This is a genomic window from Xanthomonas sp. WHRI 8932A, from assembly GCF_035012785.1.
In the GTDB taxonomy this organism is placed as follows: Bacteria; Pseudomonadota; Gammaproteobacteria; order Xanthomonadales; family Xanthomonadaceae; genus Xanthomonas.
This window is the reverse complement of sequence record NZ_JAYGQQ010000006.1, coordinates 278,493-304,972: the sequence shown is the minus strand read 5'-3', so window position 1 is coordinate 304,972 and position 26,480 is coordinate 278,493. Positions and strand designations below refer to the sequence as shown.

General features: G+C 65.2%; 25 protein-coding genes, 1 tRNA gene, 3 other RNA genes and 1 pseudogene. 19 read left to right on the top strand and 11 right to left on the bottom strand.

Going from position 1 to position 26,480, the window contains the following annotated elements; genetic code table 11:
• Nucleotides 1–40 precede the first annotated feature (40 nt).
• The 4 genes from VC212_RS12130 (at nucleotide 41) to mutY (ending at nucleotide 4,003) form a co-directional block, all read left to right on the top strand.
• Nucleotides 41–757 carry an AraC family transcriptional regulator gene (locus VC212_RS12130; protein ID WP_082473564.1) on the top strand — a complete coding sequence of 239 codons (717 nt, stop codon included), beginning with the start codon at nucleotides 41–43 and terminating at the stop codon, nucleotides 755–757.
• 185 nt (nucleotides 758–942) lie between these two features.
• Nucleotides 943–2,580 (top strand): signal recognition particle-docking protein FtsY, encoded by a 1,638-nt coding sequence (gene ftsY, locus VC212_RS12125; RefSeq protein WP_323514865.1) that lies wholly within the window; start codon nucleotides 943–945, stop codon nucleotides 2,578–2,580.
• 1 nt (nucleotide 2,581) lies between these two features.
• Nucleotides 2,582–2,845, top strand: a complete 264-nt coding sequence (locus VC212_RS12120; RefSeq protein WP_323514866.1) for a hypothetical protein — start codon at nucleotides 2,582–2,584, stop codon at nucleotides 2,843–2,845.
• Between the two features lie 84 nt (nucleotides 2,846–2,929).
• Nucleotides 2,930–4,003 (top strand): A/G-specific adenine glycosylase, encoded by a 1,074-nt coding sequence (mutY, locus tag VC212_RS12115; protein WP_323514868.1) that lies wholly within the window; start codon nucleotides 2,930–2,932, stop codon nucleotides 4,001–4,003.
• Nucleotides 4,004–4,006: 3 nt separating this feature from the next.
• On the opposite strand, the gene VC212_RS12110 is transcribed toward mutY, so the two are convergent.
• Nucleotides 4,007–4,082: non-coding RNA, sX9 sRNA (locus VC212_RS12110), on the bottom strand.
• Between the two features lie 85 nt (nucleotides 4,083–4,167).
• Between VC212_RS12110 and VC212_RS12105 the strand changes: the two genes are divergently transcribed.
• The 7 genes from VC212_RS12105 (at nucleotide 4,168) to VC212_RS12075 (ending at nucleotide 6,708) form a co-directional block, all read left to right on the top strand.
• Nucleotides 4,168–4,446, top strand: coding sequence for an oxidative damage protection protein (locus VC212_RS12105; protein WP_055851591.1), 279 nt, complete (start codon nucleotides 4,168–4,170; stop codon nucleotides 4,444–4,446).
• Nucleotides 4,447–4,566: 120 nt separating this feature from the next.
• On the top strand, nucleotides 4,567–4,842 hold the full coding sequence (locus VC212_RS12100; protein WP_323514869.1) for a DUF3658 domain-containing protein: 276 nt from the start codon (nucleotides 4,567–4,569) through the stop codon (nucleotides 4,840–4,842).
• Nucleotides 4,843–4,954: 112 nt separating this feature from the next.
• A non-coding RNA gene (locus tag VC212_RS12095) (sX9 sRNA) lies at nucleotides 4,955–5,030 on the top strand.
• Between the two features lie 212 nt (nucleotides 5,031–5,242).
• Nucleotides 5,243–5,599, top strand: coding sequence for a metalloregulator ArsR/SmtB family transcription factor (locus VC212_RS12090; RefSeq protein WP_311240433.1), 357 nt, complete (start codon nucleotides 5,243–5,245; stop codon nucleotides 5,597–5,599).
• 1 nt (nucleotide 5,600) lies between these two features.
• Nucleotides 5,601–6,041 (top strand): YeeE/YedE thiosulfate transporter family protein, encoded by a 441-nt coding sequence (locus tag VC212_RS12085; RefSeq protein WP_323514871.1) that lies wholly within the window; start codon nucleotides 5,601–5,603, stop codon nucleotides 6,039–6,041.
• A complete protein-coding gene (locus VC212_RS12080) occupies nucleotides 6,038–6,472 on the top strand; it encodes a DUF6691 family protein (RefSeq protein ID WP_323514872.1) in 435 nt (144 codons plus the stop codon). The genes VC212_RS12085 and VC212_RS12080 overlap by 4 nt, the downstream gene beginning before the upstream one ends.
• 160 nt (nucleotides 6,473–6,632) lie before the next feature.
• Nucleotides 6,633–6,708, top strand: a non-coding RNA gene (locus tag VC212_RS12075) — sX9 sRNA.
• A 141-nt stretch (nucleotides 6,709–6,849) separates the two neighbouring features.
• On the opposite strand, the gene VC212_RS12070 is transcribed toward VC212_RS12075, so the two are convergent.
• A complete protein-coding gene (locus VC212_RS12070) occupies nucleotides 6,850–8,472 on the bottom strand; it encodes a hybrid sensor histidine kinase/response regulator (RefSeq protein WP_323514873.1) in 1,623 nt (540 codons plus the stop codon).
• Nucleotides 8,473–8,787: 315 nt separating this feature from the next.
• Here VC212_RS12070 and VC212_RS12065 point away from each other — a divergent pair, with 315 nt between their 5' ends.
• A complete protein-coding gene (locus VC212_RS12065) occupies nucleotides 8,788–9,462 on the top strand; it encodes a methyltransferase domain-containing protein (protein ID WP_055851577.1) in 675 nt (224 codons plus the stop codon).
• A 13-nt stretch (nucleotides 9,463–9,475) separates the two neighbouring features.
• Here the strand turns inward: VC212_RS12065 and VC212_RS12060 are convergent, their stop codons facing one another.
• Nucleotides 9,476–10,039, bottom strand: a complete 564-nt coding sequence (locus VC212_RS12060) for a hypothetical protein (protein WP_323514981.1) — start codon at nucleotides 10,037–10,039, stop codon at nucleotides 9,476–9,478.
• A gap of 521 nt (nucleotides 10,040–10,560) precedes the next feature.
• On the opposite strand from VC212_RS12060, the gene VC212_RS12055 reads away from it, so the two are divergent.
• Both VC212_RS12055 and VC212_RS12050 read left to right on the top strand, forming a co-directional pair.
• Nucleotides 10,561–11,922 carry a S41 family peptidase gene (locus VC212_RS12055; RefSeq protein ID WP_323514874.1) on the top strand — a complete coding sequence of 454 codons (1,362 nt, stop codon included), beginning with the start codon at nucleotides 10,561–10,563 and terminating at the stop codon, nucleotides 11,920–11,922.
• Nucleotides 11,923–12,232: 310 nt separating this feature from the next.
• Nucleotides 12,233–12,459: pseudogene (locus tag VC212_RS12050) on the top strand (endonuclease); the annotation flags it as partial.
• 79 nt (nucleotides 12,460–12,538) lie between these two features.
• On the opposite strand, the gene VC212_RS12045 reads toward VC212_RS12050, so the two are convergent.
• The gene (locus VC212_RS12045; RefSeq protein ID WP_115554035.1) at nucleotides 12,539–12,838 is read right to left on the bottom strand and encodes a hypothetical protein; all 300 of its coding nucleotides are present in this window, start codon (nucleotides 12,836–12,838) and stop codon (nucleotides 12,539–12,541) included.
• A 273-nt stretch (nucleotides 12,839–13,111) separates the two neighbouring features.
• A tRNA-Phe gene (locus tag VC212_RS12040) sits at nucleotides 13,112–13,187 on the bottom strand.
• A 180-nt stretch (nucleotides 13,188–13,367) separates the two neighbouring features.
• Here VC212_RS12040 and VC212_RS12035 point away from each other — a divergent pair.
• The 5 genes from VC212_RS12035 (at nucleotide 13,368) to dxs (ending at nucleotide 20,100) form a co-directional block, all read left to right on the top strand.
• Nucleotides 13,368–13,904 carry a lipocalin family protein gene (locus VC212_RS12035; protein ID WP_115528325.1) on the top strand — a complete coding sequence of 179 codons (537 nt, stop codon included), beginning with the start codon at nucleotides 13,368–13,370 and terminating at the stop codon, nucleotides 13,902–13,904.
• 124 nt (nucleotides 13,905–14,028) lie between these two features.
• Nucleotides 14,029–14,502, top strand: a complete 474-nt coding sequence (locus VC212_RS12030; RefSeq protein WP_323514876.1) for an LEA type 2 family protein — start codon at nucleotides 14,029–14,031, stop codon at nucleotides 14,500–14,502.
• Between the two features lie 37 nt (nucleotides 14,503–14,539).
• On the top strand, nucleotides 14,540–16,333 hold the full coding sequence (locus VC212_RS12025) for an acyl-CoA dehydrogenase C-terminal domain-containing protein (protein ID WP_323514878.1): 1,794 nt from the start codon (nucleotides 14,540–14,542) through the stop codon (nucleotides 16,331–16,333).
• Between the two features lie 689 nt (nucleotides 16,334–17,022).
• A complete protein-coding gene (locus VC212_RS12020) occupies nucleotides 17,023–17,679 on the top strand; it encodes an HNH endonuclease (protein WP_115513283.1) in 657 nt (218 codons plus the stop codon).
• Between the two features lie 504 nt (nucleotides 17,680–18,183).
• Nucleotides 18,184–20,100, top strand: coding sequence for a 1-deoxy-D-xylulose-5-phosphate synthase (gene dxs, locus VC212_RS12015; RefSeq protein WP_115528095.1), 1,917 nt, complete (start codon nucleotides 18,184–18,186; stop codon nucleotides 20,098–20,100).
• Nucleotides 20,101–20,498: 398 nt separating this feature from the next.
• On the opposite strand, the gene VC212_RS12010 is transcribed toward dxs, so the two are convergent.
• Genes VC212_RS12010 through VC212_RS11985 form a run of 6 tightly spaced genes read right to left on the bottom strand, consistent with a single transcriptional unit; the run spans nucleotide 20,499 to nucleotide 26,344 of the window.
• Nucleotides 20,499–21,785: a glycosyltransferase gene (locus VC212_RS12010; RefSeq protein ID WP_323514879.1), complete on the bottom strand. Its 1,287-nt coding sequence runs from the start codon at nucleotides 21,783–21,785 to the stop codon at nucleotides 20,499–20,501.
• A complete protein-coding gene (locus VC212_RS12005) occupies nucleotides 21,775–22,443 on the bottom strand; it encodes a hypothetical protein (protein WP_323514880.1) in 669 nt (222 codons plus the stop codon). The genes VC212_RS12010 and VC212_RS12005 overlap by 11 nt, the downstream gene beginning before the upstream one ends.
• Entirely contained in the window at nucleotides 22,364–23,518 is a 1,155-nt protein-coding gene (locus VC212_RS12000) for a glycosyltransferase (protein ID WP_323514881.1), read from the bottom strand. The genes VC212_RS12005 and VC212_RS12000 overlap by 80 nt, the downstream gene beginning before the upstream one ends.
• Nucleotides 23,509–24,468: an NAD(P)-dependent oxidoreductase gene (locus VC212_RS11995; RefSeq protein WP_323514883.1), complete on the bottom strand. Its 960-nt coding sequence runs from the start codon at nucleotides 24,466–24,468 to the stop codon at nucleotides 23,509–23,511. The genes VC212_RS12000 and VC212_RS11995 overlap by 10 nt, the downstream gene beginning before the upstream one ends.
• Nucleotides 24,465–25,313, bottom strand: coding sequence for an MBL fold metallo-hydrolase (locus tag VC212_RS11990; RefSeq protein WP_323514884.1), 849 nt, complete (start codon nucleotides 25,311–25,313; stop codon nucleotides 24,465–24,467). The genes VC212_RS11995 and VC212_RS11990 overlap by 4 nt, the downstream gene beginning before the upstream one ends.
• On the bottom strand, nucleotides 25,313–26,344 hold the full coding sequence (locus VC212_RS11985) for a 3-oxoacyl-[acyl-carrier-protein] synthase III C-terminal domain-containing protein (RefSeq protein WP_323514886.1): 1,032 nt from the start codon (nucleotides 26,342–26,344) through the stop codon (nucleotides 25,313–25,315). Before VC212_RS11985 ends, VC212_RS11990 begins: the two co-directional genes overlap by 1 nt.
• Between the last annotated feature and the right edge of the window lie 136 nt (nucleotides 26,345–26,480).

Sequence of the window (26,480 nt, the reverse complement as noted above, 5' to 3'; positions counted from 1 at the left end):
GGTTGCACCACCGTGCAGCCGTCAAATCGTGACCGCTATCATGACCCTGATGGACCTCAACCTTCCCGCGCTGGAAATGCAGACGCTGTTCGATGCACTGCCGGACGTGGTGTTCTTCATCAAGGACAGCGAGGGCCGCTACACCCATTGCAACCTCACCCTGGTGCGCCGGCTCGGGCGCAAGCTGCGCAGCGAGATCATCGGCCGTTCGCCGCTGGAAGTGTTTCCGTTGCCGCTGGGCGGCAGTTACATGATGCAGGACCGTCGCGTGCTGCTGGGCGAACTCATCGACAACCAGCTCGAAGTGCATCTGTATCCCAACCGCTTGCCCGGCTGGTGCCTGACCTTCAAACGCCCGCTGTGCGAGGCGAACGAAGTGATCGGCGTGGTGGGGATTTCGCGCGATCTGGGCCAGCCCGATAGCCGGCATTCGGCCTACGAGCGCCTGAGCCAGGTGATGGAACACATGCAGGCCAACTTCGGCGACAACCTGCGCGTGCAGGCGCTGGCCGATCTGGCCGGGCTCTCGGTGGCGCAGCTGGAGCGGCACTTCCGTCGCGTGTTCCAGGTCACCCCGCAGCAACTGCTGACCAAGCTGCGCATCGAATCGGCCATGCGCCTGCTGTACGGCGACGACAGCATCGCCAGCATCGGCCAACGCTGCGGATTTGCCGACCAGAGCGCATTCGCCCGCCAGTTCAAGGCCACCGTCGGCATGACCCCGCGCGATTACCGCGCGCTCAAGGGCCAGTTGTAAGAGCGCCGGTTGCAGGCTGTAATCGGGTGCTGACACACAGCTGGCACAAATGCAGAATTCGGCAGGATTGAGCGCCCCGCCGCAGCGCATTTTGGTCCCCTTGAAACAGGGCGGCGCTGAAGGGCGCGTCAAGGTGAGCCGGGACCCGGATGATAGAATTCCGGGTTTCCCCTACTGCGTTGCCAATGGCCAGCTTTTTCCGCCGCAACAAGCCCACCACGCCCGACAGCTCGCGGACCTCGCGCTATAGCCTGGAAGAACTGGCAGCCGCATTCCCCGCCGCGCCATCGGCCGCCACGCCCGCATCGCCGATCGAGGCCATGCCGCCTGCGCAGTCCGGCACAGTGCCTGCCGCCGCGCCGCCGGTCGTGCCTGCACCGATAGCCGAAACCACCACGCCAGCGACACCGACTGAGGCGCTTGCACGCGATATCGCCGCCCGCACCGGCCAGGCGCAGAGCATTGCCGCTGTGCCGAGCGCGCCCGCCGCGCCCACGCCTCCTGCGCCGTCCGCCCTGCAGGCGTTGCCGGACCCGGCACCGGCTGCCGCGCCCGCCGCGCCGACCCCGGTGGTAGTGGTGCCTGTCGTTGTGCCACCGCAGTCTGCACCAACGCCGCCTGTCGCTGCCCCGGCGCAACCTGCGACGCTGTCGCCGAGTGCCACACCCTCGGTCTCGGCACCGGTTGTTGCGGCTCCTGTTGTTGCGACACCCGCTGCCGCCCTGCCGGTCGCGGCGCCGCCCGTGGTGGTGCCGCCCGCCGCAACACCCACTGCGTCCACGCCTCTTGCCGCAAGCGCTGCGCCGCTGGTGACTGCACCGGTCATCGTCAGCAGGCCGGCGCCAGCGACGCAGGACACCGACAGCATCGTCGGCCAGCACGACGCATTGCCTGCCGCACCGGCCGGCAAGCCGGGTTGGCGCGAGCGGCTGCGCAACAGCACCTTCGCACGCAGCTTCGGCGGCCTGTTTTCGCGCAATCCCAAGCTCGATGACGATCTGCTCGACGAGATCGAAACCGCGCTGATCACCGCCGATGTCGGCATCGGCGCCACCACCGCCTTGATCGAAGGCCTGCGCAAGCGCATGAAGTCGCGCGAATTCGCCGATGCCCAGGCCATGTTCAAGGCGCTGCGCGCCGATCTCATCGCGTTGCTGCAGCCGGTGTCCAAACCGCTGGTGATCGACCGTTCGGTCAAACCGTTCGTGGTGCTCACCGTCGGCGTCAACGGCGTTGGCAAGACCACCACAATCGGCAAGCTGGCCAAGCGTTTCAAGGACGAAGGCAACAGCCTGATGCTGGCCGCCGGCGACACCTTCCGCGCCGCTGCCGTGGCGCAGTTGCAGGCCTGGGGCGATCGCAATGGCGTGGCGGTGATTGCGCAGGGGCAAAACGCCGATGCCGCCTCGGTGGCGTTCGACGCCCTGCAGGCCGCCAAGGCACGCGGCACCGATGTCTTGATCGCCGACACCGCCGGCCGCCTGCACACCCAGACCGGCCTGATGAACGAGCTGGGCAAGATCCGCCGCGTCCTCGGCAAGATCGACGCCGCCGCGCCGCACGAAGTGCTGATGGTGATCGACGGCACCACCGGCCAGAACGCCATTTCGCAGCTGCGTCAGTTCCATGCGGCAGTCGGCGTCACCGGCCTGGTCGTGACCAAGCTCGATGGCACCGCAAAGGGCGGCGTGGTGTTCGCGCTGGCGCGCGAGTTCAATATTCCGATCCGTTTTGCCGGCATCGGCGAACGCCCGGAAGATCTGCGCGTGTTCGACCCGGTCGCCTTCGTCGACGCACTGTTGCCGGAAGCGCTGGGCAGCTGAGTTGGAAGACCCCTGCCCGCATCTGCAAGCACTGTGCGCACAGGCACTGCAGGCAGGTTGCACGGTGCAGCAGGTGTCGCACGGCTGGTCGCGCGCCAAACAGGTGCTGGAGTTCGCCCAGCCCTTGCCTGCGACGTTACGCGCACAAGCCCACGTCGATGCACCGGTGGTTGCTTACCATGCACCAGCAGAACCGCACTGGCCTGGCGATGAAGGCTTCTTCTGCGAGCAATGCCTGGTCGGACTTGCGTTTCCGCTGCAGTGATCGGGCCCCACCACAGCGTACGGTCGTCCCGGTGTCCGTGCTGACACCATTGCCGTTCATCGCCTCCCTTTGCCAGCAGACCTCATGCCCGCAGATCTCGCCGCTTCATCCGCTGACGCTTTCGTCGCCCCGTTGTTGCACTGGTTCGACGGCCACGGGCGCCACGATCTGCCCTGGCAACATCCACGCGCGCCGTATCGCGTGTGGCTGTCGGAAATCATGTTGCAGCAGACCCAGGTTGCGGTGGTCATTCCGTACTTCCAGAAGTTTGTTGCACGTTTTCCGACCCTTGCCGATCTGGCAGCAGCCGACAACGACACGGTCATGGCGCACTGGGCCGGGCTGGGCTACTACGCACGGGCGCGCAATCTGCATGCCGCCGCCAAACAGTGCGTCGCCTTGCACGCTGGCGAGCTGCCGCGCGACTTCGATGCATTGCTCGCGCTGCCCGGCATCGGCCGCAGCACCGCCGGTGCGATCCTGAGTCAGGCGTGGAACGACCGTTTTCCCATCATGGATGGCAACGTCAAACGCGTCATGACGCGCTTCCATGGCATTGCCGGCTACCCCGGCCTGCCGGCGGTCGAAAAGCAGCTATGGCAGCTGGCGACAACGCATGTTGCGCAGGTCCCCGACGGCCGCCTGGCCGACTACACCCAGGCGCAGATGGATTTCGGCGCCACGCTTTGCACGCGTGCCAAACCAGCCTGCGTGTTGTGCCCGTTGCAGGATGCCTGCGTTGCCCGCCGCGAGGGTCTGGTGGAGGCGCTGCCCACGCCCAAACCGGGCAAGGTGCTGCCCGAGCGCGAAGCGACCGCCCTGCTGCTGGAAAACGCGCACGGCGAGATCCTGCTGCAGCGCCGCCCGCCCACCGGCATCTGGGCCTCGCTATGGACGCTGCCGCAAGCCGAGACCGACAGCGGCATGCGCGCCTGGTTCGCCACGCATCTGGATGGCGACTACGAACGCGCCGAAGAGATGGCGCCGATCGTGCACACCTTCAGCCATTACCGCCTGCATCTGCAGCCGTTGCGCTTGCGCAAGGTCGCACTGCGCGCGGCGGTGCGCGACAATGACGATCTGCGTTGGGTCGCCCGCGCCGATCTCGGCTCGCTGGGCTTGCCGGCGCCGATCCGCAAGTTGCTCGACACGCTTTAGAGTGGCTGACAAAACGTAGCGAGCACTCGTCAGGTGGGTGTGGACGGCGCGGAGAAACCGGAGTGTACGAGTGGTAAATGCCGCACCGAGCACCGGCCGCGCCCGCCTGGCGGCTTCACAGCAGTTTTGTTAGCTACTCTTAAGCACGCCTCAAAGGAATTCGCATGTCCCGCACCGTGTTCTGCCAGTACCAGCAATGCGACACCGACGGCCTGGATTTTGTGCCGTATCCCGGCGAACTCGGCCAGCGCATCTTCGCGCAGATCGGCAAGACCGCGTGGCAGGCATGGCTGGCGCACCAGACCATGCTGATCAACGAAAACCGGCTCTCGCCGCGCGACCCAAAGCATCGCGCCTTTCTCGAAACCGAGCTGCAGAAGTTCCTGTTCGAGCGCAATGCCGACAAGCCCGAAGGGTATGTGGCGCCGCTTGGCGAGGAATAGTTGGTTCCGAGATTGGGAATTTGGGATTGGAGATTGGCAGTGATGTCGGCAGTCGATCGCCGGAATGCGTGATCACGCATCCTGCGGCGATGCTCCGGACATCTGCAATGGTGATTCGCAATGACACGCACTGGCCCATCCAGCATTGAGCTGCACGCAATCGATGCCTTTGTCACCGACGCTATCGACGCGCAGTGGCAGAAGGTCGCGATGATCATTGCCAGAGCGCTCACTGACGCGCAGTTGAAGTTGGCCGATGTCGAGGACGCGGCAGACCACGTTGCGCAGCGCATTGCCTACCTTGTTCGCAGCGGTCGGCTTGAGGCTGCGGGCGATATCACCGACTGGCGACATAGCGAGGTGCGCCTTGCTGCGCATTCGCCGCACGCACGCTGAGGCGTCCGTGTTAGGCAATGCGTCGTGCAGCGCGCTGCTTCAGGTATCCAAGAGTAGCTAGCAGCACGCCTGCGCTCACCGCCAAGCGGGCGCACCCAGTGCGCGATGCGGCATGTCCCACGCGTCCACCGCAGCTCCTGCGCGTCGTCCACACCCACCTGACGACTGCCCGCGATGTTCTGCGAGCAGCTCCAAATCCCCAAGACCGAGGTGCCGCAAAGGTCGCTCGCCCCTGGCGCCGCGCGCGTGCCAACTGGCGGTGTAGGCGCGGCCTGCATGCATTGCCGACCTCTGCTGGTCCGGCACCTCGGGGTTTCGGGACTCTGGAACGCGGCCTGCGACGCCGTTAGACCCTCACAATCTATTGCCAGACATTATATTTTTACATATATTGTCAGACATGCCGACCCACGCCACGCCCGCATTGCCACGCTTCCGCGCCGATCCCGACAGCATGCAGCGCCTACGTGCGTCGGCTGGGCGCGCCTGCACCTTGCTCAAGGCCATGGCCAACGAAGATCGCCTGTTGTTGCTCTGCCAACTGGCCCAGGGCGAACGCAATGTCGGCGAGCTGCATGCGGCCACTGCCATCGTGCAGCCCACGCTTTCGCAGCAATTGGGCGTGTTGCGCGACGAAGGCCTGGTCAGTACCCGTCGCGAGGGCAAATACATCTACTACCACCTCGCCAGCACTGACGTGCTGGCGGTCATGCAGGCCCTGTATGCCAGCGTCTGCGGCGCCGCGGAGCCAAACTGACATGGTCGTCGATTGGAGCAACTTCACCCCGTTGAGCGCATTGGCCGGCGGCGGCTTGATCGGCCTGGCTGCTGCTTGGCTGATGCTATTCGAAGGACGCATCGCCGGCGTCAGCGGCATCGTCGGCGCCCTGCTGCAACGCCAGAACCACGACGAACGCAGCTGGCGCGGCGCCTTCGTGGTCGGGTTGCTGAGTGCCGTGCCGCTGTGGGCCATCGTGCGGCCGCTGCCTTCGATGCAGCCGCAGGCGGCATGGTGGCTGTTGCTCGGCGCAGGCCTGCTGGTGGGGTTCGGTGCGCGTCTTGGCGGCGGCTGTACCAGCGGGCACGGGGTGTGCGGCATCGCACGCGGCGCCCGCCGCTCGCTGGTCGCCACCGCCGTGTTCATGGGCATGGCAATCGCCACGCATGCCTTGCTCGCCACGTTGCGGGGCGTTTGGTGAATCGGGTTGTCAGCAGCGCGATCGCCGGGCTGATCTTCGGGATCGGTCTGCTGCTCTCAGGCATGGCCAATCCGGACAAGGTGCTGGGCTTTCTCGATGTCGCCGGTCGTTGGGACCCATCGCTTGCGCTGGTGATGCTCGGCGCCATCGGTGTCGCGGCACCTGCGTTCTGGTGGGCGCGTCGGCGTGGTCGAACACTGCGCGGTGCATCGCTGCAGTTGCCCGCCCAGCGGCAGATCGACACTTCACTGCTGTGGGGCAGCGCGCTGTTTGGCATCGGCTGGGGGCTGGTCGGGCTCTGCCCGGCGCCCGCACTGCTCGGCGCGGCTGCATTACAGCCGTCCAGCCTGGCGTTCGTGCTGGCGATGCTGATCGGCATGCGCCTGCACCTGCTCTATCGACGGCACGCCGAGCCTGATCTGCATCGCTGATCGCACCGCTCGCCGCTGCGGCTGTATCGCCGGCCATTCGCGATGCAAACCACTGCCCGCGCTTGCATGCATTGGCGCCCGCGATTCAAGGCACGCTTAGAGCAGCTAACAAAACTACTGTGCAGCCGCCAGGCGGGCGCGGCCGGTGCTCGGAATCCTCATGTACCACCCGTACACTCCGGTTCCTCCGCGCCGTCCACACCCACCTGACGACTGCTCGCTACGTTTTGTTAGCCGCTCTTATTGGCGTCCGCGCAGTTTCCACGGTGACGCTGCCAGAGCAATCGCGGCCTTCAAGCAGCAGCCAATCGGCAATCCCAATCGCGCATCGGTGACGCCACCGCAAAACAGCAGCGCCACCCGATACGACAACGCGCTCAGCCCACGCCAGTCGGCCCATCCAGCAACATGCGGATGCGCTTGAGCAATTCCTTCTGCGTGTACGGCTTGTTGACCACGTCGAACTCTGCGCCGCCGACATCGGTGCGCTGAATGCTGGCATCGGCATAGCCCGTAGTGAGCAGCACCTTGATCTTGGGCAACATCCGGCGCGCTTCGCGTGCGAGCACCACACCGTTCATGCCACCGGGCATGATCAGATCGGTAAACAGCGCATCCACATCCGGGTGCTGTTCCAGCAACTCGATCGCCTCGCGCCCGCTCGAGGCGGACAGAATGCGATAACCGGCATTTTCCAGGAACATCTTGGCCACCACCGCCACGTCCTGCTTGTCTTCCACCACCAGGATGGTCTCGTTGCCGCCTTTGTCGATGGCACGGCTCTTGACTGACTGCAGGTCGTTCTCGAACTCGCTGGATGCCGGGAAATACAGCCGCACCGTGGTGCCTTCGCCGACTTCGCTGTAGATGCGCACCGTGCCGCCGGACTGTTTGACGAAGCCGTACACCGTCGACAACCCCAGCCCCGTGCCCTGCCCCTCGTCCTTGGTGGTGAAAAACGGTTCCATGACGCGGCTGGCCACGTCAGGCGGCATGCCCGCACCGGTGTCGCTGACGGCGATGCTCACATAGCGGCCCGGCGCCAATTGGTGATACATGGCCAGATCGTGGCTGGTGACCTCCACGTTCTGGGTCTGCACGGTCACTTCTTTGCGCTCGGACTGCGCCATCGCATCGCGCGCATTGATCAGCACGTTCAACAACGCCACTTCGGCCTGCGTGGTGTCGATCTGGCAATTCCACAGCCTGTCTTCGAGCGACTGCCGCAGGCTGATGCCGCCACCCAGCGCGCGCTCGGCCATGTTGTTCATGCCCGACACCAGCCCATTGAGATTGACCACCCGGCCACGCAGTTTCTGCTTGCGCGAAAACGCCAGCAATTGCTGGGTCAACATGGCTGCCTTGGACGCTGCGGTCGCGGCATGTTCGGCACTGAAGGCGATACGCTCGGCGTTGGCGCCCGCTTTGGATGCCATCATCTGAATCACTTCCAGATGCCCGGACATCACCTGCAGCAGGTTGTTGAAATCGTGCGCGATGCCGCCGGTCAACTGCCCCAGCGCTTCCATCTTCTGCGCCTGGCGCAAGGCGTCCTCGGCGTCGCGGCGACGGCTCACGTCCAGCTGCGAGCCGAAGAAATACACCAGGTTGCCCTTGTCGTCGAACACCGGCGAGACGAACAAGGCGTTCCAGAACGACGAACCATCCTTGCGGTAATTCAGCACCTCGGTGGCGAATTCGCGGCGGTGCTGGATGGATTCGCGCACGTCCTGCACGCTGGCCGGATCGGTCTCCGGGCCCTGCAGAAAACGGCAGTTGTTGCCGATGATCTCCTCGGCCGAATACCCGGTCATTTCCAGGAACGCCCGGTTGGCGAACACGATCGGATTGTCAGGCAAATGCGGGTCGGTGACCGTCATCGGCATCCGCGTGGTTTCCACGGCGGCAAAAAAGATATCCGAGCGATGCTTCTCTACAGGCAGGCTGCGAGATTCGCTGATATGAGGCGCCCGTAGCTCTCCGTGACGGGTATCGTTCAAGTGATGGTCTCCGCGGGGCCATTCCCGGGGGATAGTTTAGTTGGGCGCAGTGAGCTAATCCCTCACATCGATGAGCCTTTCCGGTACGGCTGCGCTCGTCGATGCAACCAAATGCAGTGGCCCTGCGTAGGCGGGCAACGCAGCCGCTTAACGCAGCACGCCGATGTCGGCCAAGACGGGCACGCGCCCACGCTGTTTTGCCGTAGCATGCCCTGGCAGTTTGCAGCTCTTGCGCCGTCGTCCCGCCGTGTCGGTTGCGTCGTGCGCGCCTCCTCCCACGCCGGCGCGCACGCCTGGCGATCATGCGACGCCACCATGCCGGGCTATCAGACCCAGATTCACGAGTTGACCTTCGGGCAGCAGACTTACGTCATCCGCGCATTGGCGGACAAACAACAATTTGCCGACCCCGACGACGCTGCCGCCGACGCCGGCATTTCTTCGGCGCAGTGGAGCCTGTTCGGCCAGGTGTGGCCGGCAGGACAGTTGCTGGCCGAAGCGATGGCCACGCGCCCGGTGGAAGGCAAGCGCATTCTGGAACTCGGCTGCGGCCTGGGCCTGGCGAGCCTGGTGTTGCGCAAACGCGGCGCAGACGTGGTGGCCAGCGATCATCACCCGCTGGCAGAAGTGTTTCTGGCGTACAACGCAGCGCTCAACGCGTTGGAATCGGTGCCCTATCGCCGGCTAGATTGGGATGCGGGCGCAGCGAACATGGGCCAGTTCGACATGATCATCGCCAGCGACGTGCTCTACGAAACCCGCCACGCCACCATGCTGGCCAAATTGATCCCGGGGCTGGCCAAGCCGTCCTGCGAGATCGTGATCAGCGACCCTGGCCGCGGCAATGCCAACGCGCTCTCGCGCATGCTGGCAGATATCGGGTTCTCGCTGATCGCCGGGGAACGCCAGGCATCGGCGCAGGTGGCCAAGGCGCCGCGTCTGTTCGTCTATCGCCGCAATATGGACAACTGGTGGCCGGCAGACGCGTGAGGGCAGCGCACCGTCACGGCGCAGGCGTGTAGTCGGACAACAGCACCGGCTTGCGCGGATCGGCTTTGATCTCCTTGTGCTCGCTCAGGCGCAGCGCATCGGCGTCGGGCGCGTCGTCGGTATTCAATTCCCAGGCTTCGATCACGCGCTTGTGAAACAGAAATGCACGGCGTGTGCGGTCGTAGCGGAAGGTGATGTAGTCGGTCCAATGCTGCCCGCACGACACGCCGTTCTGCACGGTAAAAAATCTGCCGGTCGCCACCAACCCATCTTCCGCATCCAGGAAGGGATCGCACTGCCCACCCTCGTCGGCCTTGAAGATCACCCGCGTGTTGCGCCCCGCCTCCACGAAGCCGCTAGCGGTCGCCACCAGCACCAGCAACGTGCGCGGCGGCGCAGCGCGATCGCCAGAGCGCGTTGCATCTTCGGTCGCGGCGCGTAAGGCAACCACGTAGTCCTGTTGCCCATCGCCAGTCAGATCCGCACTGGCCACAGCAATGACCGCCTGCCCGACAGGCACCCATTTGGCAGCACCTGCGGGCAGCGTGGCGGCGCCAGCTGGCAGCGCTATTGCCATTGCCATTGCCATTGCCGCCGCCCACCACCAGCATCGGGTTGTCATGGCCGTTCCCTCATCTGGTCTGCATCGAGCACGCAAGCATAGCCGGCAATCCTTGCAGCCGCGCGATGGCATGCGGTGCGAGCACACGCTCGATGACGATGACGGCATCGATACCGCGCAGGACCGGACAGTCACGCGTACCTACCACGCCACCGACGGCCACAACTCCCGCACGACAGCGCTCAGCCGCATTCTTGCAAGACGTTGCTGCCTGGATGCCTCCGACATCGCGCGCCAGAGGTCACGGTGCCGGATAGCACCCCTCCACCACGCATCAGCGCTTTATCATCGACGCAGGCGAAGCCGGGCTGCAGGCGCGCAAAGCGGGTTTCACCCCGCCCGGCAGCAGCCGTGCACCGCACTTCAGGAACTCCATGAAACGACTCATCGCCTGTCTCGCGCTCTCGACATGCTTGCTTTGCGCCGCAGCGTCGGCCGAAGAACTCGATGCGTATCTGCGTGCCCACTACCCGTCGTTGAAGTACGTCGAGCGCTACCGCGCCACGCATCCCGAAGATGTGCAGGGCAGCGCTGACGCATGGGCGGCAAGCGCCAGACTTGCGCCGGAAACGACAGCCAGCGATGTTTCGCGACGGCTTGTCGGCCTCGCGGATCAGCACGTCGCGCTCACCGGGGCGAAGGCCGGTAAGACAGAGACCTTGGGCGTTCTGTTCAGAACCTCAAGCGATGGTCACATGATCGTGTGGCGCATCCTGGATGCGCGCATCACCGGCCTTGCGCAAGGCGACAAGGTGCTGCAAATCGACGGAACACCCACGTCGGCGTGGCTGAAAAACGCAGCGGACCTGACGTTCGGCGGCAACACGCGCGCGCGACAAGCGGAAGCTGCGCTGTCGCTCGCACTCGGCACGCCGGCGGCGCATCAGGTGGCCGGTGCCGGCAAGACAGTTACCCTGCGCGTGCAGAGGTCCGCGCAGGCGCCGCGCCAGGTCGCACTGCCCTATCAGCCCATGACCCAGGAGCTGGCGCGCACGCTGGCATCCGCAGTCGACGCGCCTGATCTGCCCGAGGTTGTGCAGGTCGGAAGCACCCGGGTGGGAAGCATTCGTCTGGGTGCGTTTGCGCCGCAGTACAACGCTACGTTCACTGCGGCGGCGGAAGCCAGGGAGGCTGCAACTGCAGAGACAAACGACCCGGACGCGCCCATGTTGGCGGGGTTTTGTGCAGTGACCCGGGAGTTGATCGGTCGCTACGATGCCATTGCAGCGCGCTCGGATGTCATGCTCATCGACTTGCGCGGCAACATGGGCGGATTCGCACGCGAAGTGCGCGGATTCGCCTGGGCACTCACCGGACGCAAGCCAGTGAAGACCTACGAGATGAGCGCGTCGGGAACGCCGGAAATCGTGCGCCTGGAAGCGCTGCAGGACGATGCCAGCTGCGGCAGCGTCGCGTCGCACAAGCCGCTCCTTGTGCTGGTGGATGCAGGCACCCGATCGGCCGGCGAATTGCTGGCCACCTACCTGTGGGCCAGCGGCGCCACGATCATGGGCGAGCGCACCATCGGTGCCGGCGGCGGCCGGGATTCGCAAAGCGAGGGTGTTGCGTTGGGCGATTCCGGATATCGCGCGCTTGTCAGCGAAAATTTCTACATCTTCGATCCGACGGAAACCCTGCGCGCTGGCGAGATGGATGAAGCCACACTCGTCGATCGCGTGGTGGCAGACGGTTTTCACCCAAGCCGAACGCATCCCTTCGCAACCCAGTCCATTGGCGTGGTGCCAGATGTGCCGCTTGTAATCGATGCGGCGGACTTGAGCGATGGCGGCCATGGTCTATTACGGCGCGGCCTGGTGGCCGCCGGAGTAATCAAGTGATTGCCCGCCTCTTCCATACACGCCGGTAAGCACATAACCGCTGATGGCGATGATGCAGCGTTGAATCGATCGCGGGGAGCAGTCAATGAACTGACTGCAGCAACACAACCGCGGATGCTTCACCGGCGGCTACGATGCCCAACCACTGCCAATGCTTCGCTGCCTGCGTTCTTGACGACGTCCTGGCGACGCTGGGATCGCGTACAAGCACGCGGGTGTGTTGCACGGGAGACAGGCATAAGCGCACGCACCCATCAATCGGCGGCCACATGACTTGCACCCGAATGCATGCCGTCGCCATCACACAGAACGTCAGCGCGCGGCGCTTCAGTATCTCGAACAGGCGGCGTGGCCACTCCAGAGACGGTTGCACTGAAGCAACACGCCGCGCACCTGACCCAGTTTCATGTGCTGCGGCAGTGGCACTACCCGAGCAGCACCGCCTCACTGGAGGCCGCACGAACCTGTAAGGCGGCGCCCGGCGAATTTGACCACGATCGCTACAGGATTCTGCGCAAAGGGCTGGAAACGCATCTGCGTTGCGTTGCGTGGCACTGCTCTAGGCGCTGCTCTAGCTGGCAGTCACGCGACGGGGCGCTGCAGGTACTGGGCAGGATCAACCCGCGCCGGTTGACGGCGCGTTGGTGAGCTCCACTTCGCAGGCGCGGTACTCCTTCGGATCGAGAAAATCCGCCAGACAGGACCCCACCCGCAACGCCTGCTCGCGCGCATCGCCTCGATAGTCGCCCTCGCCCGCCGCTTCGATGGTGGCGATCGGTGCCGCACGGTCGCGGTGATAGACGAATGCAGTCGACCGCCACAGCGTCTCACCGGGCGCCTGACTTTCCATCGTCTCCACGCGGAATTCACCGCAATACCCATGGATCAAGGTGCGTCGAAGTGTCTTGTGCGTCATGCGCGAAGTATCGCCACACCGAGTTGAAGATGACGTGGAAAAGATCCGCCGACAGCCGGTAAGAGGCCAACGCAACACCGCTGCACTAAGCGCAGAAAGAGGTCAGCAACGCATGCCAATACTCGCTCGCAAAGCGCCGGAGCAGTTGGCGACCGACACAGCAACACGGCAGGCCATTGGCGCGCGGTGCACACTGGATAACATCGAAGAGAAGGCGTTTGAGCCGCCAGCAGCGCGAAGGAACAACCCACTTGCGCTGCGAGACTGAACAAATGGTGGCCGAGGACGGAATCGAACCGCCGACACGGGGATTTTCAATCCCCTGCTCTACCAACTGAGCTACTCGGCCACTAACCCAACACTGCTGCCAGCGTTGCGAGGACGCGCATCATAGCGAGCAGCCGCAGTTTGGGCAAGCGTTGTGACGAACTTTGTTGCAGCGCTGCGTGGGGCGCTACGTTTCTTGCGCCGGTTCACGCCGCGCGGCGGGGGCGATGGCCTAGCCTGCGCGCGTCAACCGGAGATCGTCATGCGCCTGCCCCGCCTGCTGTTGTCGTTGCTCGTCCTGCTGCCACTGACTGCGGTTGCGCAGCAACCGGTGCGTGCGGTGGCACAGCTGGATATCTCGCGCTATGCCGGGCAATGGCATGAAATCGCGCACCTGCCGGTGTCGTTCCAGAAGAAGTGCCGCAGCGACATCACCGCCAGCTACACCTTGCGCGACGACGGCCTGATCGGCGTGCGCAATGGCTGCCGCACCGCCGATGGCAGCCTGACCCAGGCCGACGGCGTAGCCAAGCCGGTCGACGGCCACGCCGGACAATTGCAGGTGCGCTTTGCGCCCGAATGGTTGAGCTGGTTGCCGCTGGTATGGGCCGACTATTGGGTGATCGCGCTCGACCCGGACTATCAATGGGCGGTGGTCGGCGAGCCGGATCGCAAATACTTGTGGATCCTGTCGCGCTCGCCACAGATGCCGCGCGCGCAGTTCGAGCAGCTCAAGGTGCAGGCCACGCAGATGGGCTACGACCTGTCGCCACTGATCGTTGCCGCGCCATTGCTGTGAGCTGGCTTGCTGTGAGCTGGCGCGCCGGCTGACCGACGGCGCAGCGTCCACGCCAGCCGTGAGGCAGCGTCCGTACTGCGTAGTATTCTTGGCGCCGCCTTACACCCGCCAAGGACCCACTTACATGCGTGCCTATCGCCTTCTGATCGTGTCGCTGGCCTGCGGCCTGCTGCTAAGCGCCTGCGGTGGCGCGGTCCGCCGCGTGTCCGAGCCGGCGGCCAGCATCCAGCAGCTGACCGTGCGTGCCGACGGCTCCTGGTCGGTGGATCTGCGCCTGCAGAACTACAGCAGCATCCCGATGCAGTTTGAGCGCGTGGCGCTGGAAATTTCCGCCAGCGACCAAGTCGCAGGCAAGCTCGACCAGGCGGTGGGGATTTCGATCGGTCCGGAGACCGCCGACGTGGTGACCGTCACCCTGCAGCCAACGTCATTGGGCCGCATCACCGTGGCCGATGTGCTCGCCGGCGGCCGCTCGCTGCCGTACTCGCTCAAGGGCACGGTGTGGGCCACCCCGCAGGACAAGAAACAACGCGAGTTCGCGGTCGAATCGCGCAACACGCTCAGCCCGGCCCCCGGCCTCAACGGCGTGCTGCGCTGACGCGCACGCCTCCCGCATCCGCTTCGAAGGATCCCGCATGAGCAGCTACAACGCCCCACTGACCGATTTCCGCTTCGCCCTGCACGACGTGCTCGGCGCCGAAGCCTTGTTCGCCCGGCTTGGCTATGGCGACGCCAGCGCCGACATCATCGACGCGGTGCTCGAAGAAGCCGGCCGCTTCACCACCCAGGTGCTGGCGCCGCTCAACAGCGTCGGCGATGAAATCGGCTGCGCGTTCGACAAGAGCACCCACGCGGTCACCACCCCGCCCGGCTTCCGCGCGGCCTACGACCAGTTCGTGGCAGGCGGCTGGAACGGCCTGACTGCCGAGCCGGAGTTCGGTGGCCAGGGCATGCCGCACACCCTGGGCGTGCCGCTGAGCGAAATGATCAACGCAGCCAACCTGGCCTGGGGCAACTTCCCGCTGCTCTCGCACGGCGCTACCGAGGCGCTGCGCCAGCATGGCGAAGCCTGGCAGCAGGAGGTGTTCCTCAAGCCGCTGATCGATGGCCGCTGGACCGGCACCATGTGCCTGACCGAGCCGCATTGCGGCACCGACCTGGGCCTGCTCAAGACCCGCGCCGAGCCCAATGCCGACCGCAGCTACGCCATCACCGGCACCAAGATTTTCATCACCGCCGGCGAGCACGACCTCACCGACAACATCGTGCATCTGGTGCTGGCCAAACTGCCCGACGCCCCGCCCGGTGCCAAGGGCATCTCGCTGTTCGTCACCCCCAAGTTCAAGGTGGACCGCAACGGCACCGTGGGCGAGCGTAATGCGCTGCATTGCGGCTCGATCGAACACAAGATGGGCATCAAGGGGTCGGTGACCTGCGTGATGAACTTCGAAGGCGCGCAGGGCTATCTGGTCGGCCAGCCGCACAAAGGCCTGCAGGCCATGTTTACGATGATGAACACCGCGCGCCTGAGCGTGGGCCTGCAGGGCATCGGCCTGTCCGAGCGCGCCTATCAGAACGCCCTGCGCTATACCCGCGAGCGCCTGCAGTCACGCGCGCTCAGTGGCGCCAAATTCCCCGACAAGCCGGCCGACCCGGTCATCGTGCACCCGGACGTGCGGCGCATGCTGCTGACCATCAAGTCGCTGACCGAAGGCAGCCGCCTGCTGGCGCTGCATGCGGCCAGCCTGGTCGATGTATCGCACCGCGGCGGCAGCGAACAGGAACGCGCCGATGCCGAGACCCTGGTGAGCTTCCTCACCCCGATCTCCAAGGCCTGCCAGACCGAATGGTCGATCGAAAATACGTACCACGCGCTGCAGTGCTTCGGCGGCCACGGCTATATCCGCGAATACGGCATGGAGCAGCTGGCCCGCGACGCGCGCATCACCACCATCTACGAAGGCACCACCGGCATCCAGGCGCTGGATCTGATCGGCCGCAAGACCGCCGCCAGCCAGGCCGCCGGGCTCAAGTTATTCCTGGCCGATGTGGAAACCTTCGCCAATGCGCAGGAAGGCAATGCCGCACTGGCCGAGTTCATCAAGCCCTTGCGCGACAAGTGCAGCGAGTGGGCCATGCTGACCCGCGATGTACTGGACCGCGCCGCACGTGATCCGGACGAACTGGGCGCCGCCAGCTACGACTATCTGTTCTATTCCGGCTACGTGGTGCTGGCGTATTGGTGGGCCCGCAGCGTTGCGGCGGCCGATGCGTCCGCACACAGCGACGCTTTCAAGCGTGCCAAGCGCGAGACTGCGCGGTTCTACTTCGCCCGCATCCTGCCGCGCACATTGACCCACGCCGCCACCATTCGCAGCGGTGCCGCCCCGCTGATGACGCTGGAAGCGGAGCTGTTCGGCGAAGCCTGAGCCACGCCACATCGAGGGCTGCAGCCGTCGTAGGAGCGGCCCTGGCCGCGATGAGGCGGTACCGATCGACAAGGCGTCGCGCCCAGGTGCGCTCCTACGGGTAAACAGGCGCAGGATTCTGCCGCTGTCGTAGGAGCGGACCTGGCCGCGACGAGGTAGTACCGATCGGCAAGACGTCGCGCCCGGGCGCGCTCCTACGAGTAAACATCGCGGGATTCTGCCGCTGTCGTAGGAGCGGACCTGGCCGCGATGAGTCGATACCGATCAGCAAGGCGTCGCGCCCAGGTGCGCTCCTACGGGTAAACATCACGGGATTCCGTTGCTGTCGTAGGAGCGGACCTGGCCGCGACGAGGTACAAGACGTCGCGCCCGGGTGCGCTTCTACAGGTAAACATCGCGGGATTCCGCTGCTGTCGTAGGAGCGGACCTGGCCGCGATGAGGCGGTACCGACCGACAAGGCCTCGCGCCCGGGTGCGCTTCTACGGGTAACCAGCGCAGGATTCTGCCGCTGTCGTAGGAGCGGACCTGGCCGCGACGAGGTAGTACCGATTGATTTCAGGTCGGCTCCGCCGCGAGAGAGTGTTGCAGACATGCCGGCACACCATGAGTCATTCGTTGCAAGACACGCGCCAAGGCCGTTCGCTGCGATACACAAACTGTCAACGATCGGGTATAAGCTGTTTTCCCGATGGAGACAGACACGCACGTTCGTGATGTGATCGTCCCCGGAGGCATCCTTGCCCCGGTCGCGGGCAGCGCTGTCGCTGCGATCCAGCAACTTCCCACCTTGCGCCTGCTTTCCCTCGATGCGCACGGCCGCGTGCTGGACTGGATCAACTGGCAAGATGCGGCCTGCCTGTATGCCCGCGGTGCGGTGTCCTGGACACTGGGCGAGCCGTGCATGCAGATCCACGGCGGCATTTCGCGGCTGACCGGCGAGCGCAGCACACTGGAGCTGCACCCGATCATCGCTGCGCGCGGCCACGCCCGCTCGCGCGCGCTGGACCCCACCCCGACCTTGAGCAACACCGCGTTGTTCGCACGCGATTCGCAGCTGTGCATGTACTGCGGCCAGCACTTCAGCCGACCGCATCTGACCCGCGATCACGTCATGCCGGTCTCCAAGGGCGGGCGCGACAGCTGGGAGAACGTGGTCACCGCCTGCTTCCAGTGCAACTCGCGCAAGGCCAACCGCACGCCACAGCAGGCGCACATGCCGCTGCTGGCGGTGCCGTATCGGCCGAGTTGGATCGAGCATCTGATCCTGTCCAACCGCAACATCCTGTCCGATCAGATGGCCTTCCTGCGCGCGCAGCTGCCCAAGCGTTCCAAGCTGTCGCTGTAAGGCTGCTGGGTGCGAGCACCCGCGACGACGCACTGAACGACGCCCGCAAGCCAGCCACTGCGGCTGATGGCAGCGTGATCGGGAAAGCGGCTTGCGTGCCGGTAACGACGGTGGTCATCCAGCAAAGACTCGCCTGACCCGGCTTGCTTTTCACTCCACGCTGCGTTGCCTTCGCGGATTACGGCACACGGCTGGAGCCGCGGCTCCGACCGACAGCACGCGCCCGCAACTGCCCACCCAAACAGCGCGCGACACACCAACAGCGGCACCCACAAAGGCCGCGATGCGCCGCATGCTTAGTGATTAATGCGAGGTGCGAGGTGCGATAAATGCCATGACGCCCCGCCTCCCGGGTGCGGCAGATTGCCGCAGGCGCCAGCAAGGACCGCACACACCAGCAGCGACGGCGCGCCGGACCATCACCATCCGCTGACAGCTGAACCGGTTTGCTTGCCGGGCCTTCGCATGGGGAGGACAATATGGCTTCAGAACATTGACACGACGATGATCGATTCAACCCGCTATCCGCGCCTGTCGCGCATCCAGACCCCCGACGATCTGCGTAGCTTCGACGAGACCGAGCTCACGGCGATCGCGGAAGAACTGCGTTCCTACCTCATCGAGTCGGTGGGCAAGAGCGGCGGGCACTTCGCGGCCGGCCTGGGCGTGATCGAACTCACCGTCGCCCTGCACTACCTGTATCAGACCCCGGTCGATCAGCTGGTGTGGGACGTGGGGCATCAGACCTACCCGCACAAGATCCTCACCGGCCGTCGCGACCAGATTCATACGGTCAAGCAGAAGGACGGCGTGGCGCCGTTTCCCAAGCGCGAAGAAAGCATCTACGACACCTTCGGTGTGGGCCATTCGTCCACCTCGATCTCGGCCGCGCTCGGCATGGCGATCGCCGCGCAGCGCAATGGCGACGACCGCAAAGTCGTGGCGGTGATCGGCGATGGCGCGATGACCGCCGGCATGGTCTACGAGGCGCTCAACCACGCCGGTGGCATGAACCCGGAACCGAACCTGCTGGTGATCCTCAACGACAACCGCATGTCGATCTCCGAAGCGGTGGGCGGGCTGACCAAGATGCTGGGCCGCGCCAGCGGTAGCCGCACGCTCAACGCCATCCGCGAAGGCGGCAAGAAGATCCTCGGCGACAAGAAGAACAACCCGACTGCGCGCTTCGTGCGGCGCTGGGAAGAACACTGGAAAGGCATGTTCGTGCCGTCCACGCTGTTCGAAGAAATGGGCTTCCATTACACCGGCCCGATCGATGGCCACGACCTGCCCAGCCTGGTCGGCGCGCTGAAGACCCTGAAGACGCTCAAGGGCCCGCAGTTGCTGCATGTCATCACCACCAAGGGCAAGGGCTACGAGCTGGCCGAAGGCGACCAGATCGGCTATCACGCGGTCGGCCCGTTCGATCCAAGCAAGGGGCTGGTGGCCAAGACCGGCGCCAAGAAGCCCACCTACACCGACGTCTTCAGCGACTGGGTCTGCGACATGGCTGCGGCCGAGCCGAAGCTGCTGGTGATCACCCCGGCGATGCGCGAAGGCTCGGGCCTGGTGCGTTTCAGCAAGGAATATCCGCAGCGCTACTTCGATGTCGCGATTGCCGAGCAGCACGCAGTGACGTTGGCCGCCGGCATGGCGACTCAGGGCGCCAAGCCCGTGGTGGCGATCTACTCCACCTTCCTGCAGCGCGGTTACGACCAATTGGTGCACGACGTGGCGGTCCAGCAGCTGGATGTGCTGTTCGCGATCGATCGCGGCGGCGTGGTCGGCCCCGATGGCGCCACCCACGCCGGAAACCTGGATCTGAGTTTCCTGCGCTGCGTGCCGTACATGGTGGTGATGGCACCGGCCGACGAAGCCGAGTGCCGCCAGATGCTGAGTACCGGTGTGCGTTACGAAGGCCCGGCGGCGGTGCGCTACCCGCGCGGCACCGGCCCCGGCGTGGCATTGGACGCATCGCTGGCTACGCTGCCGATCGGCAAGGCGCAGTTGCGACACAGCGGCACGCGCATCGCGCTGCTGGGCTTCGGCGTGACCGTGGAAGCAGCAGAAGCAGTCGGCCGCGAACTGGGGCTGACCGTGGTCAACATGCGCTTCGTCAAACCGCTCGACAAGGCGATGCTGCTGGAGCTGGCCAAGACCCACGACGGCTTCGTCACCATCGAGGACAACGTCGTCGCCGGTGGCGCCGGCTCGGGCGTGGCCGAACTGCTCAATGCCGAAGCCATCACCATGCCCATGCTGCACCTTGGCCTGCCGGACAGCTTCCAGCACCACGCAAGCCGCGAAGACCTGCTGGCCGAAGCCTGCATCGACCAGACCGGCATCCGCGCCGCGGTGCTCAAGCGTTGGCCGCAGCTGATGGCCAGCAGCACCCCACCGCGAAACGCCGCGGCGGGTTAAGCACTGCACTGCGCTATCCACACGACTGGGGTCGCCGGTCGTGTGGATACGTTGCTACATGCGATTTCAGGTGATCCGTTTGTGCGCGACTTGCTCGCGTTGATTTTGGTCGAACGACGATTGCTCGCATCAGTGTGTTAGCCACGCCAAGGCGCGCGATGCGTTCTGCGTGTGACGTTTCCTGCGTGCCATGGATGATCTCGATGCGACGCCTGCGCGGCGACGGATACATCGCACCGGTTCGCTATGCAGGCGCAAGGCCGCTTGCAGACCCTGCGCGACTCGGTCACCGGCATCCGCAGCGACAGCGCTGAGGCTTACGCACTAAAGAAAGCATCACTTTCATCAGCAGCTGCACCACTGCGCATTGCACCTGCAAGATCAACGCACGCGATGCATCACGCCTGGGCTGCAATGCCGTCGATTCCGTCGTCGCTCGGCACAGTTCCCGTCTGCGCGAAGGCCTCCACCAGCCGCACGATGCGCGCTTGCGCCGCGATCTGCTGCAACTCCGTCTGCAAACGCAGCACGCCCGAGCGTGGACCAGCAGCCGCCAGCGCCGCGCCCAGCACCTGCGGCAATGCACTCAGCTCGCGCAGCCACGTTGCGGCACCTGCCACCTGCAGACGCGCAGCGTGATCGAACTGGTCGTAGTCCAGCGGATACACGATCGACGGCAATCCCGCGGCCAGGCAGGCATACAGAATGCCGGCACCGCCGTGGTGGATGACCAGATCGTAGCGATGCAGATGCTGCGCGTAATCCACATACGGCAGGCGCCGATAATTGCCCTGCCCATGATGGTACGGCGCGTTCGTATCGCCATCGCTGAAGTGAAAGATCACCTCGGGAAACTGCGGCGCCAGCGCGCGCAACATGCCATCCATGCGCTGCTTGACCCATTGCAGATGCGTGCCCAACGTAATCAGCACATGGCGATGGCCAGGGACGAATTCGGGAGCCGCCACGGTCGATGGCGGCGTGCACAACTGCGGCCCGACAAAGCGCAGCGCCGCCGGCCAGCGCTGCGCGAATTCGAACGACGGCAGCCCCAACGCCAGAATGCACTGCGGCGAATACACCGCCTCGCTGCGATCGCTGCGGTAGAGCGCCGGCAAGCCGCAGGCACGCATCTGGCGCCGATAGCAGGCATGCAAGCTGCGCTTGAATCCGCGCGTAAGCCGCCGCGCCAACGCATGCCAGACACGCTGACGCATGCTGGTTGCAGGCAGCAACCCACCGAAATAGGCGGGCGGGCCATCATGGGTTTCGATCACGCAGGGCGACGGCATGCTGGTCCACCACGCAATCCCCATGGCCTGCGCTGTCAGCCCGGCGCTGGGCAGGGTGAAATCGACGATGACCAGATCCGGCCGTCGCTCGCTCCAGCGCTGCTGCAATGCAGTGCCCACACGTGCCATCAGGCCGAGCGCATCGTGCAGCTGTCGGCGTAGACGTAACGGGTGATGGCCCACGGCGTGTGGCGGGTTGGCGATCTGCATCAAGACGCGATCGGCCTGCGCGTCCAGCACGCTTGCCGCGTACACCCCGCAGGCAGCGATATGCGCCTGCGCCGCCGGCGTGCTGATGACGTGGACGTCATGCCGGGCCGCGAGCTGACGCGCAATGGCCAGAATCGGATGCAGATGGCCGCTGTACGGCGGCGCGATCAGATCAATCCGCATCTGCACCGCTCTGCACATGCTGCTCGACCTCGGCAACAAAGGCCTGGCAGCTGGCAAGCACCGCTGCATCGCGCAAATAATCCATATGACCGCAGGCCGGCGTCAGCTCAACCGCACCATCGAACAGCGCACGCGAGATCCGATCGCCCTGCCCTTGTACTACGCGCACGTGACCGAATGCAGCAGGCGTCCGACAGACCGGGCCGTACGCAAACACGGCCAGCCGCGCGCGTAGTGCCTGCGGCAACTGCAGTGCGGTCAGCAACTGCAGCCCGCAACTGCCGGCCAGCAGCACGGTCATCGGCGTCTGCTGCAGTAGTGCACTGACCCGCGCGCGATCAGCCTCTGCAACGCGACCGGCACGCGCCTGCAGATAGTCACGCGCGTTGGACAGACTCGCACGCCATAACGGTATGCGCCGGTGTGGAGCACTGTCCGGCCAGTACGGGTAATTGCACGCGATCAGTCGTCGGCGCGCGCCCTGCAGCGCGTGCAGAAATTCGTGTTGTTCTGCACTCAAGGCGCAACGTGCCGAGTCGCTTTGCCCGGTCAGGAAGGCGATCTGCAGCAGCGCGGCGTCACTGCGCACGGAAGCACCCGTTCGACAACACGCAGTAACGGCGGGTGCGCCAGCGGATGGTGTGCACCAACGCGGCATGCAGTAGATGCAGCGGTTGCAGACACTCGGCGCAGAGCGATAACAGCGGGCGATGGCGCACCGCACCAGTTGCACGCCGTTGCACAGCGCAGAGCAGCACTGCGCGCAGCAATAACGTGACGACCACGCCTGCCCCCACCGGCCACGAAGGCCACACGCAGGCGCCGATCAACATGGCAACCAGCAATAACGGCAGCAAGCCCTGCAAGATGCCGATGGCGCTACGCGTGCGCAGACGTTGCTGCCGAAGCAGGATCAAGGCGAACAACATCCAGCGATGCATCTGCCGCGCGTAGCTGTGCAGATTCGGCATTGCGGTGCGCATCGCCACCGGTGCAGTGGATTGCCACAGGCGCCCACCGCGTGCGCGGACCAGCGTGGCAACCGCCAGATCGTCGGTCAGTTGCTCCAGCAACGTGGCAAAACCGCCCCAGGCACGCAGTTGCGCCGTGCGCGCGGCGTAGCACATGCCGTTGATGGTCAACGGCGCCGCGAACGGCAGCCAGCCCAGATAGGTGAGCGCGGCATTGTTGTTGACGAACTGCGACAGCAGGCGGCCTGCCAAGGTGTCGTTGTCGCAGTAATACGGCAACGCAGTCACCACGTCGGCGTCGCTCAGATCCTGCAATAGCTGCACCAGCGCGGCTTCGCTCAGCTGCGCATCGTCGTCCAGGATCAGGCAGATCGGCGCATGCACCTGGGCAAGGGCGTACTCGAGCTTCCACGCCTTGGGATTGATGCTGGCCGGCGCCGCAGGCACCAGCATCCGGGTAATGCGCACCTGCGGATACTGCATGATCAGCGCATCTGCGACCGTGTTTCCCGCCGCATCGTCCGCGTCCAGCAACCAATAGAACTGCGCATGCGGCAGCGCCTGCAGATTGGCCGCCAGCACACTCTGCAAATGCGCATCACCGCCCAGAATCGGCTGCAGGATCGCCACCTCTGCCTGGGTACCGGCAAGACCGCGTGCTGGCCGTGCGCGCGCGTCACGCATGACCCACAGCGCCGCGCCCGCCTTCACCACCAGCAGGCTCAGATACAGCGCGGCCAATGCGAGCACGGCTACACCCACTGCGCCGCCTGCCAGCGCACGAAGGCCTCGATGCCCTCTTCCACGCCCACGCTGGGCGCCCCAAGATCGGCAAGCGTGCGTTGCGGATTGAAGGTCTTGGAGTAAGCAAACGCACCGACGCCGAACCGCGTGATCGGCGGCTCGCCGCGCAACCGCAGCACGCGATAAAGACCTTCCACCACGCTGGCCATACGCAGCGCGGTGCCGATGCGCACTTCGCGTTGCGGCAACGGCAGTTGCAGGCGCGCCAGCACATCCAGCACCGTTTGCTGCAGATCCACCGGCTGCGCGTTGGTGAGGTTGTAGGCGCGCTGCAGCTGCGGTGCCGTGGCCGCGCGGTAGAGGTAGTCGCAGAGCGTGTCGATATAGATCAGATCGCCGATTACCGGCTGGGTCTGGCCGACAAAGCGCGGCAACGCACCTTTGCGCGCAGCGGCGATCACGCGTGGGAACAGCACCGTGTCGCCCGGTCCGAATACCGCGCGCGGACGCAACACCGATGCCTGCCCCGGATAGCGCTCCAGCAAGGTTTCGCCGAGGTATTTGGTGTGGGCGTACGTGTTGACGAAGTGCGGGCCGATGGGGCTGTCTTCATCCAGATCGTATTGATGCGCCTCGCGGTAAAACACCGAGCTGGAGGACACGTACAGCAAGCGTGGGCAGCCGTTGCGCATGCAGAAATCGATGACATTGGCGGTGGCCTGCACGTTGTGCAGTTGGAACTGCGCGCGAGTCCCCCACGGGGATGCCAGTGCCGCGGCGTGGATCACCACGTCCGGCTGCCAGTCCAGCGAAAACGGTTGGCTCAGATCGATGCGGTGATAGTTGGGTAATTCGCTGGCACGACGCCCGATGCCGTGAATCTCCACACCGGGTTGTCCCTGGAAACGGCGCATGAAGGAGCCGCCGACAAAACCGGATGCGCCGGTCACGAGAATACGCAGGCTCATCGCCACTCCGGTTGGTAACGGTCAAGACTGGGTTGGCAGTGCGAGGGCAGGATCGTCAACTCCGGATGCGCCTGCGACAACCCATGCAAGTGCTGCACGGTACGCCGGAACGCGTTCCAATCGTGCATCAGCAAACGGGTGGGCCATGCCGGCCACTGCAACGTTGCCCAGGTGGCCGACGACCACACCGCATCTGCGCAGAGCAATACCTCGCGATCATGCTGGTCGCGTAACCACAGGCCCATCTGTCCGGGTACGTGGCCGGGCAGCGGCACGGCGAGCACGCTGCCGTCTTCGAACAGATCGTATGCGGTGCCCAGGCCCTTCCAGGCGCCGCTCAGCTCGCACTGCGGCGCCTGCTCGGCAAACTGCAAGCGTTGATCGAAATCCTCCGGCAGTAGCTGCGGCAGCAAGGCACGGCGCAATCCCCCCAGGCGCGAACAACTGCGCAGTTGCTGGTAGTCCGCACGCAGACAGAGGAAGCGTGCGCTCGGCAGATCGCGTAAACCGCCCACGTGGTCGGCATGAAAATGCGAAATCAGGCACCAGGCAATGTCGTCCAGCTGCACGTCGCGACGTGCCAGCTGCGCGCGCAGGGTTTCGTGCGTGGGCAGGGTCACCGGGGTGGTCCAGCGATACAGGCGCTCTGGCCAGGGATCGGTGGCCTGGAAAAAATGCGTGGCATAGCCGGTGTCGTAGAGCATCGCTCCACGCTGCGGGTGCCGGATCAACACACTCAACGCGGGAAATTCCACCGCATGCCAATGGCCGTCTGCGCGCACCATGCGCTCGCAATGCCGGCAGTGGCCGACGCGCAAGAGTTCGAGAGAAACGCGCACGTGCATCAGTAGCGCAACACCATGCCGCCGATCGCCAGACCGGCGCCGGTGCCGAGTAGCGCGAACACGTCGCCGCGCTGCAGTTGCCCATCGACGCAGGCGTGATGCAAGGCATGCGGGAGCGAAGCGGCCACCTGGTTGCCAGTGGCGTGCAGGATGCGCACGACCTGATCGCTGCGTAGCCCCAGCGCGCGCACCACGTGATCCAGGCCGCCACCGGAGGCCTGATGCGGCACTAGGTAGCGCAGCTGCGACGCGGTGATGCCGGCATCGTGCAGCAACTGTTCCCAGAATGCCGGCAGATGGCGCGCCGCAAAGCGGTAGGCGCTACGCCCATCCATCCAGAATGCGCGCGACGCATCCGGCGCGCTGTCTTGGTCATGCGGTGCGCGGGTACCGCCACCGCGAATGCGGCACACATCTGCGCCGCTGCCGTAACTGGACAGGCGACTGGACAGCAAGGCCGAGCCGTCATCGGCGCTGCTACGCCCGACCACCACGGCCGCAGCACCATCGCCGAACAGACCGGCGGTGGCCGGTACTGCCTCGTCCAGACCGGCCGAGGCCACTTCGCTGGAGACGATCAGCACGCGTTGGTAACGGCCCAGCGCCAGCGCATTGGCGGCCATGTCCAGCGCAACCACAAAGCTCAGGCAGGTTGCATTGACGTCGAAGGCAGGGATGCCGGAATCGCCCAGCCCCAGTGCGCGCTGGATCAACACCGCCTGGCAGGGGATGGGCTGCTCCATCACGCTGCAGGCAGAGATCAGGCAATCGATCTGGCTGCTATCAATGCCCGCGTTGGCCAATGCCTGCTGCGCGGCGGCGGCCCCCATCGACGATGCGGTCTCGCCCTCGCCGACGTAATGGCGCGTGGCAACTCCCAGGCGCGCAAAGGTGGTACCGGCCGGCAACTGCCAGCGCGCGTCCAGCGCGTGCGAAGTGACTTCCCTGGCCGGGAGGTGGCGCCCGGTACCGAGGATGCGCAGCGGCAGTGCGTTCAACGCGGAGCTCTCAGTGAACAAGGCGCGCAGCATACCGTGGCTGGCGGGGCTGGCCTAACCCGAGGTGACAGCGACAACGTGGCGGTGCGCACGAACAAACGATGACCGAAACAGCGGTCGCTCGACTGCCGCCCGGCTGCAGCTGACGAGCCGGTGCACTGCGACCAGC

What these genes read in the sequence shown, in the direction of transcription:
- VC212_RS12020 (WP_115513283.1), top strand. Translation starts at nt 17,023, where the DNA reads ATGGAGACAGACACGCACGTTCGTGATGTGATCGTCCCCGGAGGCATC.
- VC212_RS12010 (WP_323514879.1), bottom strand. Translation starts at nt 21,785, where the DNA reads ATGCGGATTGATCTGATCGCGCCGCCGTACAGCGGCCATCTGCATCCG.
- VC212_RS11985 (WP_323514886.1), bottom strand. Translation starts at nt 26,344, where the DNA reads ATGCTGCGCGCCTTGTTCACTGAGAGCTCCGCGTTGAACGCACTGCCG.
- dxs (WP_115528095.1), top strand. Translation starts at nt 18,184, where the DNA reads ATGATCGATTCAACCCGCTATCCGCGCCTGTCGCGCATCCAGACCCCC.
- VC212_RS12130 (WP_082473564.1), top strand. Translation starts at nt 41, where the DNA reads ATGACCCTGATGGACCTCAACCTTCCCGCGCTGGAAATGCAGACGCTG.
- VC212_RS12065 (WP_055851577.1), top strand. Translation starts at nt 8,788, where the DNA reads ATGCCGGGCTATCAGACCCAGATTCACGAGTTGACCTTCGGGCAGCAG.
- VC212_RS11990 (WP_323514884.1), bottom strand. Translation starts at nt 25,313, where the DNA reads ATGCACGTGCGCGTTTCTCTCGAACTCTTGCGCGTCGGCCACTGCCGG.
- VC212_RS12105 (WP_055851591.1), top strand. Translation starts at nt 4,168, where the DNA reads ATGTCCCGCACCGTGTTCTGCCAGTACCAGCAATGCGACACCGACGGC.
- ftsY (WP_323514865.1), top strand. Translation starts at nt 943, where the DNA reads ATGGCCAGCTTTTTCCGCCGCAACAAGCCCACCACGCCCGACAGCTCG.
- VC212_RS12090 (WP_311240433.1), top strand. Translation starts at nt 5,243, where the DNA reads ATGCCGACCCACGCCACGCCCGCATTGCCACGCTTCCGCGCCGATCCC.
- mutY (WP_323514868.1), top strand. Translation starts at nt 2,930, where the DNA reads ATGCCCGCAGATCTCGCCGCTTCATCCGCTGACGCTTTCGTCGCCCCG.
- VC212_RS12045 (WP_115554035.1), bottom strand. Translation starts at nt 12,838, where the DNA reads ATGACGCACAAGACACTTCGACGCACCTTGATCCATGGGTATTGCGGT.
- VC212_RS11995 (WP_323514883.1), bottom strand. Translation starts at nt 24,468, where the DNA reads ATGAGCCTGCGTATTCTCGTGACCGGCGCATCCGGTTTTGTCGGCGGC.
- VC212_RS12030 (WP_323514876.1), top strand. Translation starts at nt 14,029, where the DNA reads ATGCGTGCCTATCGCCTTCTGATCGTGTCGCTGGCCTGCGGCCTGCTG.
- VC212_RS12005 (WP_323514880.1), bottom strand. Translation starts at nt 22,443, where the DNA reads ATGCCGCGTTGGTGCACACCATCCGCTGGCGCACCCGCCGTTACTGCG.
- VC212_RS12085 (WP_323514871.1), top strand. Translation starts at nt 5,601, where the DNA reads ATGGTCGTCGATTGGAGCAACTTCACCCCGTTGAGCGCATTGGCCGGC.
- VC212_RS12100 (WP_323514869.1), top strand. Translation starts at nt 4,567, where the DNA reads ATGACACGCACTGGCCCATCCAGCATTGAGCTGCACGCAATCGATGCC.
- VC212_RS12060 (WP_323514981.1), bottom strand. Translation starts at nt 10,039, where the DNA reads ATGGCAATAGCGCTGCCAGCTGGCGCCGCCACGCTGCCCGCAGGTGCT.
- VC212_RS12035 (WP_115528325.1), top strand. Translation starts at nt 13,368, where the DNA reads ATGCGCCTGCCCCGCCTGCTGTTGTCGTTGCTCGTCCTGCTGCCACTG.
- VC212_RS12025 (WP_323514878.1), top strand. Translation starts at nt 14,540, where the DNA reads ATGAGCAGCTACAACGCCCCACTGACCGATTTCCGCTTCGCCCTGCAC.